This window comes from Acinetobacter sp. TR11 (assembly GCF_027105035.1).
In the GTDB taxonomy this organism is placed as follows: domain Bacteria; phylum Pseudomonadota; class Gammaproteobacteria; order Pseudomonadales; family Moraxellaceae; genus Acinetobacter.
Map to the genome: position 1 here is coordinate 1 of NZ_CP114258.1, position 10,958 is coordinate 10,958.

The window sequence follows — 10,958 nt, forward strand, 5'->3', positions numbered from 1 at the left end:
ATGAGAGAATTAGTGGTAAAAGACAATGCCTTAATCAATGCAAGCTATAACTTGGATTTAGTAGAACAACGTTTAATTTTATTGGCTATTGTTGAAGCAAGGGAAAGTGGGAAAGGGATTAATGCTAATGATCCCCTTGAAGTACATGCCGAAGGCTATATCAATCAATTTGGTGTACATCGCAATACTGCCTATCAAGCATTAAAAGATGCCTGTAATGATTTATTCGCTAGACAATTTAGTTATCAAAAAATAAATGAAAGAGGGAATATTGAGAACTATAGATCCCGTTGGGTTAGTGAAATTGGATATGTAGATAATGAAGCAGTGGTTAAGCTTATTTTTGCCCCTGCCATAGTTCCATTAATTACGCGCTTAGAAGAGCATTTTACTAAATATGAATTGCAGCAAGTTAGTAATCTAAGTAGTGCTTATGCTGTTCGTTTATATGAGTTATTAATTGCTTGGAGAAGTACGGGCTCTACTCCAATTATAGAGCTAAGTGATTTCCGTCAAAGAATTGGCGTACTCGATAATGAGTACAAGCGTATGGAACGCTTTAAAACTAGTGTACTTGAGCTCGCTATTAAACAAATTAACGAACATACAGATATCACAGTGAAGTATGAACAACACAAAAGAGGTCGATCAATTTCAGGTTTTTCTTTTACGTTTAAACAGAAGAAAAAGGATAATCCATCAATAGAAAGAGATCCGAATACCTTAGACCTTTTTTCAAAGATGACCGATGCTCAACGGCATATGTTTGCAAACAAACTTTCAGAACTCCCTGAAATGGGTCGCTATTCACAAGGAACTGAAAGCTATCCTCAATTTGCTGTTCGTATTGCTGAGATGCTACAAGACCCTGAAAAAATCAAAGAACTATCCCCATACCTAAAAAAAGTGGGATACATGCCATCAAATAAAAAGGACACCGTAAATGGCTAAGTTATCACTAAGTGAAGTATCTAAAAAATTTCATGTGGATAGATCAACCATTTACAGAGCTGTACGTAATGGACGTTTATCACGCTCCAGTGATGGCCAATTCGATCTAGCAGAGGTCATCCGATGCTTTGGAGAACCTGAGCAAACATCTCAAAAAATTGAATCATCTAAGCAAGAAGGTGATGAATCTACAAAAAAACTTATTGCCCATTTAGAAAATGAAGTCAAAAAATACCAAGAACGTGAAGAACGGTTAATGCAACAAATTGACCGTATGCAAACACTCATTGAGCTGAAAAGTGTTGCACCTGCCACAGCATTACCACAACAAGATGCTACGGCATGCGACACCCACATGCCACAGCATGCGACAACACAACAAGACAATGATAATAAAAAGAATAATGAATTCAATATTGCAGAAAATGTGGCAGTGCCACAGCAAGAAACTACGGCATACCACACCCAAACGCTACAGCATGCCACGTTGCAAAATGTGGCAGTGCCACAACACAAAAAGCGTGGCTTATTTGGCCGTGTGCTGAATGCTGTTTTTGATAATGACTAAGGAAGAGAGATCATGCCGAAACTGAAAGACATTGCCCTAGGAATTATTGTGGCCCCGCTGCTGATCCCGATCATGCTGATTGCATCCTACCAGGATAAAAAGGCACTTAAAAAAGAGCTGAATGAACGCCAAAAAGAAAAAGACCAAGCATCCTGATTATTCAATTAACCTAAACAAAGTCGTGAAACATTGATCAAAGAATAGGCGTGGAACGTGAAAAATCATAAAAAAAGCCCAAACAGTGATGTTTGGGCTATAAACTTTGAAATAAGTATTTGAATTTCAAAATAAATTATAACACATTTCGTATAAGGTGTATTATGTTAATTTTAGATAAACTATAGAATCCATTAGTTTTTAAACCAATAAATTAAATATTTTATGGAACTCCAGAATATTTATTCAGGCGATACTTAAGCAATAAGGGTAGGGTGATTACATAAAGTATTGCAGCTAATGCCCATACCATTCCAGGAGCTGATGCCTGAGTCATAAAATAGAGGCTAGTAACTAATACAGGACCAATTATAGCCCCCAGACTATTAAAACTGCTTAATAGCCCTTGTAATTCACCTTGTCTTTCATCACTAATACCTCTGGACATCATTGCTTGCAAAGCAGGAACGGCTACTCCACCAAGGGCAAACAATGGTAACAACGCAAAAGGCACCCATTCTTCAACAGCAATAGATAAAAGAAGTAAACCAATTGCATCGCAAGCTATTCCACATAACAACGTATTTTTCTCTCCAAACCTCTTTACCATAGGGGCGATAGCAAAAGCCTGTGCAATAGAATGGCATATTCCATAACTAGCAAGGGAAACACCTGCAATAAATATACTCCAGCCATAACGATCCTGCCCATAGATAACCCATAAAGTTGCGGGGACTTGTGAAACCAATGTGATAATTAAAAAGATACCAAGCAATGGAGCCATATTAGGTTGAGTGATCAAATAGGATAATTTCTTTAATATTGATTGCTCCTGAACCTTCTCAGTCATTTTATTGCTGTGTTTTGATTCTTTTAATAAGACTGCTGTCATTATTAAATTAATCCCATTCATAAAAGCAGCAGCAAAGAACGGTGCATGTAAGTTCCATTCACCCAAAACTCCACCTATTACCGGACCCGCTATAAACCCAATACCAAAGACAGCTCCAAGGAGACCAAACCTTTTTGCACGCTCATGGGCTGGAGTAATATCTGAAACATAAGCTGTTGCAACAGCCATGTTGGCACCTGTAATTCCCGCAAAAATACGACCAATATATAGCCACAATAGAGAAGGAGCAGCAGCCATTAGGAGATAATCAGCCGTTGCACCAGCAATTGAAATAATTAATACAGGTCGACGTCCAAATCGGTCACTCAACGCTCCAAGGATAGGTGCAAAAATGAACTGCATCAGAGCATACACAGCTAATAAAGCACCATAGTGAACACCGCCTGCTTCAGCTCCAGCCAATGACCGTAATAATTCAGGCAAGATCGGCATAATTAAACCAATCCCAACAGCATCCAGAAATATAGTGATTAAAATCACGCTCAATGATTTCTTCACAAATGCCTTCTCTAGCAATGATAGAATTAATATTCTCTCACACACTCCCTATCAGTGATAGATTTATGAGTAAAAAAGATATTGCACCTCAACGTCTGACACGTGAAATAGTCCTGCGTACCGCATTGGATATGTTGAATGAAGAAGGCATAGATTCAATAACCACACGCAAGCTAGCTCAACGATTGGGTATTAAATCTCCAACTCTATATTGGCATTTCAAGAATAAATCCTTGTTAATGGAAGCAATGGCGGAAACCATTATAAATGAACACCATTTAGTTTCTTTACCCATCGATGGGATGACATGGCAAGATTGGTTGCTCGCTAATTCTGTAAGCTTTCGTCGAGCACTACTAGCTTACCGTGATGGTGCTCGTCTACATGCAAGAACTAGCCCCAGTCAAGGACATTTCAACACGATTGAGGCCCAAGTTGCGCTGTTATCTCATGCTGGGTTTTCTCCTGTTGAAGCAGTTGCATTACTTATGACATTAGGAAGGTTTATTGTTGGGTGGGTCCTTGAGGAGCAGCAAGAAGAAATAAGATCAGACCCACCATTCGAAGCCGATCCAACTATATATCCACTCATGCTCCAAGGAGTGAATACCTTACAAAATATGAATGCGGATGACATTTTTGAAAATGGGATTCGTATGGTGATTATCGGTGCTGAAAGACAACTTGATATTAAAATGCAAACTTAACTCTATACTGCTTTAAGCAACTGTTCTATTTAGTAATAAAGCTTTTATCCTTAATTATTTAACATAATAGAGCTTATACGAAATGCACTATAAAAATACGTTGTTTTTCATATAGTTAAAAATTTTTGACTGACCTCGAAAACAGCAAAAAGCCGACTTAGAAACAAGTCGGCTTTTTTATGAGCAGATTTGATACTTCTTGCCAATAAATACGGTTAATATTTAATCAAAATGAAGCTTTAGTGTGTGTTATCAACCCACTCAGGACTTAAATCATCCCCAATTTCTGCGGACAACTCTTGGGATAAAAATAGGCCAACTATGTAAGCTAAAACTTACATAAATTTAAGGATTTTGCGGATTGGTAATTCAATGCATTAATCCTATGATGGCTATATAGGGAACAGGATGTTTCCAGAAAAACAAGAATAAGAAAGTAGCGCAAGGAATGGGCAGCACGAGATCAGCAAGACGAGCAACCCAATCTAAAAAAGCCCGACAGGATGTCGGGCTTTTTTACTATAAATTAGATATCTATATTAGTTAAACGTTCTAATTGATTTAACCAATTATTAAAACCAACACATTTTTCTCTCATTTCATTAATACCAACATCTAGCGCAATTAGAGATCCCAAAAATACTTTGTCGTATCCACGACTTAAGTTTTTGAGTCGTTTGCTTGGAGCTGTTTGAGGACTATTATTAATATGTTCGGGCGTATCAAATTCATTAATAATAGTTTCTACAGAAGATAAACTTACTCCCAGATTTGAAGCTATTGCTTCACTAGCAGAGAATAATAACCCTTCAAACTCATACATTTGCACGTAAGGTATGAATCTTCTAATTTTGTTTTCACCTAGATCATCAGATAATTTTTGTAAAAATGCATCTTCTAAGACTTGTTTTTTACTATTTAAATTAGTATGCCCTAAAGCTATTTGTTTTCCTGGGAAATCTGGATGGAGGCCATAGAAATCGAAAAATGTAGTGCAATATGCTTCTTCATCATTTAATCGATTTTCAATATCCGTTTTCATTCTACTATATTTAACATTACCACCTTTATGACCCGGCCTACCAATTAGAGCTGGATATAAATAAATTCCTTTACGGCTAAAATCAGGCATAAGAACTTCATTAATAAAGGTTTCTTCTGTTTGACCTTCACAGATAATATGAACTCTTACCATGCTGTAGGTCTCCCACCCAAAATATTTTTTTCCCACAATTCGCCTGTAGAATAATCTTCTAACCAGCCTTCATATTCTTGTATCTCTAATTTTTTAAACTTAGTACCGTCCTTATCTCTTTCTACAATAATTAAATCTTCAAGTTCAAATTGATCAACCAATGGAACTGATTGAGTAGAAATAATAACTTGCATCCTTTCTGAGGCAGATTTCAACAATCCCCCCAATAAAGTTATGGCATAGGGATGTAAGCCTAATTCAGGCTCATCAATAATTATAGTTGTTGGTGGATCAGGCTGTAATAATGCTGTAGCCAAGCATATGAATCTTAAAGAACCATCAGAAAGCTGACTAGGCCATAATTTATAATCACTGTCTTTTTGCTTCCAAATGAGTCTTAATTGTTCTTCACCAGTTGGAAGTTCCTTTGGTTCTAAAACAAAGTCATCAAAATACGGAATTGCTAACCCTATAACTTTTACTATTTTTTTGTAGTGAAGTTCATTTTTCTCTCTCATCTCATATAAAAATGCTGCTAGGTTTTCTGCTGAGGGTCTTAAATAAGCATTATCATGTACAGAACAAGCCCTTTTTACAGCGGCTGTATCGCTAGTATCATGAAAGTGATATATACGCCATTTTTTGATGGCATCATAACAATACATTGAGATTGGATCTTTTTCTTTAACGTATTTAGGCAATAGCGCTTCTGTATGGCCACTACCTAATAGCTTTCTACTAGTAAAATTACCAGCAAAATATGTTCTTTCTTCCTCAAAATATAATTCACCATTAACAGTAGGTTTTAAGGTCAAAAGATAACCATTATTCCCAAAATACACCTCTGTTGATATTGCATCAGTATATTTAATTCCATCACAAAGAAGTCTCTCTGCTCCCCCTTGTTGAGAAACAAATATTTGTAATTTTCTATCTAAGATGGCGCTTAACAACCTAAAATAAGAGACTAGATTACTTTTACCAACCCCATTTGCACCAATTAAAACATTTAGGTTTTTTAGCTCAAGATCCACATTTTTCAATGATTTATAGCCAGAAATCTTAAGGTGCTTAATAGGTCTACTCATTTTACTAATACCTTAAAAATTGCGTAATGTTATTATTTTAAACTGCTAATTAAAACTTTAATTACTTAATATCGTATTTTACTACTTTCATTTAACATAAAATCTCTTATGCGAATTCTAGCCCTGCATAGTGCTAGATATAGCGATTAGACCCAATTCTCTAGCTTTAGACCATCAATCCGTTCAAATTCTTTTGTATTGTTCGTTACTAATACAACATCCAATGCCAAAGCATGAGCAGCGATCAGCATATCTAAGCTGCCAATCGGTTTGCCTATGGATTGAAGATCTTGGCGTAATTTGGCGTAATGCCAAATTGCTTGTTCATCGTAAGGAAGAATCTCTAAAGGTGACAAAAACTTGTTTAATGCCTGTTTATTGCGTTCAGATCCAGACTTCTCTACACCGAAAGCCAGCTCAGATGCCGTGATACTTGAAATCGCAAGCTGGCCGAGTTGATATTGCTTAAAGCGTTCAAAAACGTGTTGAGGCTTGTTGTTGATGACATAGATACAAATATTTGTGTCTAAGAGGTAAATCATTTGAACTCCTCACGGAACTGTTCGCCTTGATCAGCTCGCTCCAACTGGAATCCAACCTCAAACTCATTGATGGCTTCTAACATGACATCCCAAGGGTTATCGATTGGCATCAACAAAACGCCACGTCCGAAGCTTTTGATGGCCACTTCAGTGCCATTGAAACGAAAGGCCTTAGGCAAGCGAACCGCTTGACTGCGACCAGTTTGAAATACTTTGGCAATTTCCATGTTGACCTCCAGATACACAAGATATATATCACTGATATATACCATAGCATTAAAGTGTGTAGAGTCAAAGTACAATTAAAATCATGAGACAATAAAAAACCCCGACATCCTGTCGGGGTTTTTCGTATTTGGTACTAGGGTCAACTCCTGTCATCCCTCGCGTCCTGTCGCTGATCTTCTTATTTTTATCTGGAACATCCTGTTCTCAATGAAGCCATGATATGCAATCTAGGGGTATCTGCCTATTGGTCGATTTCCTGAATGATTGTACGCCAGAACGCACATGCATATATCCTCAAATTATCCCAAGAATTGTCCGCAGGAAATGGGGATAATTTCAGAAATGAGAGCCTTTAGAAATCAGGAAAATTTGGATTTTTGAATATTTTTTAACCAATTTTATTGGCTAAAAGTGACAAAAGTGCTTAAAAAGCAGCCGACTTGTTTCGGAGTCGGCTTTTTAGCTATTTTTTAGTCATGACTAATTTTTTAAATATTTGAAAAACAATAACTTTTTATAAATGATTTCGCATAACCACCATTATGTTAAATGAGGTTTGATAAAGGTCTGAACTACTTAAAATCCGAGTTCTATATTTATCGTATCTCGCTTCTTATCAAGCTCTGTAATGATAGTAAAACCTCTACTTCGTAATTCATTTTCGAGAGCAACGACATGTTCTGAGGCAGTGGCACCAGCAGGAAATAAAAATAAACCGCTACGTCTTCCAACTTTAGACAAGCTTTCTGCCCCTGTTAGAATTTTATTTAACATGTCTGAATAGCTTACTTGTATTTCAGAAGCATTCTGACGTGCTTGTTCTGCATTAAATGAATTTGTCATTTTTGTGGCTCTTCTTATTTGCAAAGAGTGTTATAGCAATTTAACTTGAAGAATTAAACTTAATTTTGGTTCTTTTGGGGCTGAAAAAATGAGTATTTTGTTATAAGTTTTTTCACTAATTTTAAGATTCTCTAAAATTAACATAATACGCCTTATGCGAAGCTATGAGTCCTTATTCTGTAAGGCATTCATAGCTCGCCACTTCATCATTAACACCTCATCTTCCTCCTCAAAGGTCGACTCACCTGAAGCAATCCGCTCAATCATCGCATCGACATACACTTGACTGGCATCAATCACATGCTGCTCAAACTCATGCTCCACGATCCCTTGCGTTGCCTTAAAAGCAGCTCGAATTCGATCTGCATCTACTGGATTTTTCATACTTGGTCACGCTGCTCTGATTTATAACTTGGATGATCTTTGAGATAGGCAATAAAACTGTCTAAACGTTTGCTATCCAATCGTGATTCATCAGGATGATCCACATGCTGCAATAGGTTCTGACCTAAAAAAAACTGCTCAAACTGTGCCTTAAAATACTCAGGAATATCAGACACCAATACATAGCTATCATCTGATTTCAGTTGATACCGTGGGATCTGAATCAACTCAAGTAAATGTTTCTTCCACAATAGACTAGCCCGAAGCTGATCATTCACTGGATGATGGGGATCATGTGCAGCAGCACGTTGATCGTCAAATAAACCCTCAAGAATTTGTTTTCCAGTCTTCATACGACCTCCAAAAGCTTTATTTAAAACCTCACAATATTCCTAGAACCATGATGGCGTATAACTATCATCACGATCCAAGTCTTGATTTTTACGCTGCTCTAAGGCTTGGTTGTACTCCTTTTGATAGATCTGGAGCTTGTTAAATTGTCGAATCTGTTGAATGGTGTGCTTCTGTGCCTCAACTTCAAGCTGAATCATTGGATCAGCACTTTTCAACTTCCATCGGTAAATCTGTGGGACATCCTGCAATTGCGTTCCGTACTTCTGGTTAAATTCCTGATTGGACAAATGACTCACTCGATTCGGAACAACAATCTCCATACCCTCCAGAATTAGGGTTTTCATCGGTGCATGCATTTCCAAAGCCTGATTAATCAGCTGCTCAGTTTTTTCTCGAAAGGCTTTGACCTGATCACGGCCAAAGCCCAACGCATCAGCTGTTAATTTCTGTGCGCCACCCTTAGTGGGATTCTTTGGACGATACTGCTTAAAAAACTGCTCTGGCGGACGTTCAATCCCATCGGCCAAACTCCGTTCAGAATACATCAGATGTAAATGCGGTTGATCTTCACCTGTCAGCTCACTCGGATGATTATGCACCGCTGCGGTATAAGGGAACTGATACTGATCAGCAAATTCCTGAATAAAGGCCTCGACCAATTCTTTACGCTGCTGTTTCGACAATTCTTTTGGCAAAGCTACGGTCAACGTTGAACTGGTTCGACCTCGAGCAATCTCATAACGATCCGCACTATGCCAAAAGCTTGCAGGCGCATCGACAGCCCAAGCAGGCATATTTCCAGAACGCACAAACTCCAATTCTTCATCGGCCTTTTGCTCGGCAAAATGCGCGGTTCGAGTCAGATAATGGAAGGTATTCTTGGAACTGGAATCCTTCTTCACATTGTGCCGAATATTCATGTAAAACATGCCGAATTCACCTGAGATCCAATTCGCAAAGGAGGCTCTCCGCAGGAGCGAGGAGGAGTGTCTTTTTTTGACAATAATCGCTTTAGCGGTTGTTGTCAAAAAAAGACACGGAAACGAGATAAACTATTTTTTATGCATAGCAGAAAAAATAGTTTAAACGCCCACAACATGACGCTAACATGGAGCCAATTCACGGCAAAATGAGATCCAAATGGCAGGACGCAAAGCGTTAGTTCTCACAGCAAAAGAAATCAACGAACTCGGCACGCACATCCTCAATCTACCGTTCAAACGCCGAGTTGAAGAACGTTGCTTGCACATGCTCAAAAACAAAAAAAGCCTTCAGGATCTCAGTGAGCAAGACCGACAACTCATCCAGAAATGTCGCTATGAACGCAATGCCTACAACAAACGCATGCTTCAGCTGCAACTGATCCAACAGACAGAACCTGCCAAACAGACCGCTCTGGAACAAAACATCCTCAAGCTCCATCAAAAACATGACATCGATGCCTACTTTGCCATGCACGATGCACTGGATGAGATCCTCAAAACGCAACGCCACCAGACCGCAGCGAAAAACCTGAATCAGAAAATAGAAAAAGCCCTGAATCCAGAACAACAAAAGGAAAAACAAAGTCAGAAACAACAGAAAAAACGAGAAGACCAGATCAAATACTTTATCGGTTCACTCTATCTAGGTATTTTTGAACGAGCAAAGTTTCAAATAACCCACTCCAATCAGGACTTGGACAACCTGAAAACCTTATTTCGTATGGCCTTGATCGGTAAAACTATGCAACAAACTAACAAGGATCTACAGACAGTCACCCAAGAAATTGCCAACTCAAGCCAATACCAAGAAATTGAACGATTTATACAAGAAGCCAAACAAGATCCAAGAAACCCATTCAACAAAACACCAGAGCAATAAACAAATATCACGTTTAAACGCTGTATTTTCGCCATAGTACGATCATTTCAAACTGAACTAGAGATCAGTACCCAAAAAACAAAAAAGTGCCTCTAAACGCAAATAGAAGCAAATAACACTGCATCTATAAACGATAAGAACAGCTTAACCAAGCGAGTGTCTACGAGCGACATCCCCAAAATTCGCGCCTCGGCCCTCTGAAAAACCGCTTTTTTAGGTTGATTAACCTAAAAAAGTGAAGTTTAGATGCAAAAATTTGAGCCTAGACCGAGCGAAGCGAGCATAAAGCTCTATGAGCGAAGCGAATTCCGAGTTGCTTTTGCTCTTGCCTTTGCTTTTTCTCAAATTCACGAAGGAATTAACCGAAAAATTGCCCCCGAATCGAGCGAAAGCGAGATTCAATAGAGTTTGAGCGTAGCGAAAACCAAGGGCAATTTTGACCAGATGAGGCTTTTAATTATTTTTAAAGTTTTTAAATGCTTTTAAACATGCTGAAATCCTTTATTTACAAGGGATTCAAAACCTATATGACACCGTTTACCTTGCAATATGACACCGTTTACCTTGCAATATGACACCGTTTACCTTGCAATATGACACCGTTTACCTTGCTTATAGCACTAAAATTAATTACTGTGTCATAGCATAATAATTAATACTGGTGCTTC

14 protein-coding genes are annotated in these 10,958 nt (G+C 38.1%); 5 read left to right on the top strand and 9 right to left on the bottom strand.

Annotation, left to right across the window (positions count from 1 at the left end; all coding sequences use genetic code 11):
* From repM to O1450_RS16305, 3 genes are all read left to right on the top strand, one after another.
* A partial coding sequence (gene repM, locus O1450_RS16295) for a replication initiation protein RepM (protein WP_068975483.1) occupies positions 1–951 on the top strand: 951 nt, incomplete at its 5' end.
* The gene (locus O1450_RS16300; protein ID WP_269230491.1) at positions 944–1,519 is read left to right on the top strand and encodes a plasmid replication DNA-binding protein; all 576 of its coding nucleotides are present in this window, start codon (positions 944–946) and stop codon (positions 1,517–1,519) included. The genes repM and O1450_RS16300, both read left to right, overlap by 8 nt.
* A gap of 12 nt (positions 1,520–1,531) precedes the next feature.
* A complete protein-coding gene (locus tag O1450_RS16305; RefSeq protein ID WP_001125248.1) occupies positions 1,532–1,675 on the top strand; it encodes a hypothetical protein in 144 nt (47 codons plus the stop codon).
* Positions 1,676–1,898: 223 nt separating this feature from the next.
* Here O1450_RS16305 and tet(39) read toward each other — a convergent pair whose 3' ends face one another.
* The gene (gene tet(39) / locus O1450_RS16310) at positions 1,899–3,086 is read right to left on the bottom strand and encodes a tetracycline efflux MFS transporter Tet(39) (RefSeq protein WP_004856455.1); all 1,188 of its coding nucleotides are present in this window, start codon (positions 3,084–3,086) and stop codon (positions 1,899–1,901) included.
* Positions 3,087–3,151: 65 nt separating this feature from the next.
* On the opposite strand from tet(39), the gene O1450_RS16315 reads away from it, so the two are divergent.
* On the top strand, positions 3,152–3,793 hold the full coding sequence (locus O1450_RS16315; protein ID WP_004787586.1) for a TetR/AcrR family transcriptional regulator C-terminal domain-containing protein: 642 nt from the start codon (positions 3,152–3,154) through the stop codon (positions 3,791–3,793).
* Positions 3,794–4,319: 526 nt separating this feature from the next.
* Here the strand turns inward: O1450_RS16315 and O1450_RS16320 are convergent.
* From O1450_RS16320 to O1450_RS16355, 8 genes are all read right to left on the bottom strand, one after another.
* Complete coding sequence (locus tag O1450_RS16320) at positions 4,320–4,988, bottom strand: DUF4276 family protein (RefSeq protein ID WP_151781635.1); 669 nt, start codon at positions 4,986–4,988, stop codon at positions 4,320–4,322.
* Positions 4,982–6,076 (bottom strand): AAA family ATPase, encoded by a 1,095-nt coding sequence (locus tag O1450_RS16325; protein ID WP_151781636.1) that lies wholly within the window; start codon positions 6,074–6,076, stop codon positions 4,982–4,984. Before O1450_RS16325 ends, O1450_RS16320 begins: the two co-directional genes overlap by 7 nt.
* A 146-nt stretch (positions 6,077–6,222) precedes the next feature.
* Positions 6,223–6,618: a type II toxin-antitoxin system tRNA(fMet)-specific endonuclease VapC gene (gene vapC, locus O1450_RS16330; RefSeq protein WP_075041255.1), complete on the bottom strand. Its 396-nt coding sequence runs from the start codon at positions 6,616–6,618 to the stop codon at positions 6,223–6,225.
* Positions 6,615–6,845, bottom strand: coding sequence for an antitoxin (locus O1450_RS16335; protein ID WP_012268402.1), 231 nt, complete (start codon positions 6,843–6,845; stop codon positions 6,615–6,617). Before O1450_RS16335 ends, vapC begins: the two co-directional genes overlap by 4 nt.
* Positions 6,846–7,422: 577 nt before the next feature.
* Complete coding sequence (locus O1450_RS16340; protein ID WP_151776320.1) at positions 7,423–7,689, bottom strand: hypothetical protein; 267 nt, start codon at positions 7,687–7,689, stop codon at positions 7,423–7,425.
* A gap of 162 nt (positions 7,690–7,851) precedes the next feature.
* On the bottom strand, positions 7,852–8,073 hold the full coding sequence (locus tag O1450_RS16345; protein ID WP_086335755.1) for a hypothetical protein: 222 nt from the start codon (positions 8,071–8,073) through the stop codon (positions 7,852–7,854).
* Positions 8,070–8,426 (bottom strand): hypothetical protein, encoded by a 357-nt coding sequence (locus O1450_RS16350; protein WP_151781637.1) that lies wholly within the window; start codon positions 8,424–8,426, stop codon positions 8,070–8,072. The genes O1450_RS16345 and O1450_RS16350 overlap by 4 nt, the downstream gene beginning before the upstream one ends.
* Positions 8,427–8,465: 39 nt before the next feature.
* Complete coding sequence (locus O1450_RS16355; RefSeq protein ID WP_442865415.1) at positions 8,466–9,356, bottom strand: MobA/MobL family protein; 891 nt, start codon at positions 9,354–9,356, stop codon at positions 8,466–8,468.
* 211 nt (positions 9,357–9,567) lie between these two features.
* Here O1450_RS16355 and O1450_RS16360 point away from each other — a divergent pair, with 211 nt between their 5' ends.
* A complete protein-coding gene (locus O1450_RS16360) occupies positions 9,568–10,290 on the top strand; it encodes a hypothetical protein (protein WP_269230493.1) in 723 nt (240 codons plus the stop codon).
* Positions 10,291–10,958: the final 668 nt, after the last annotated feature.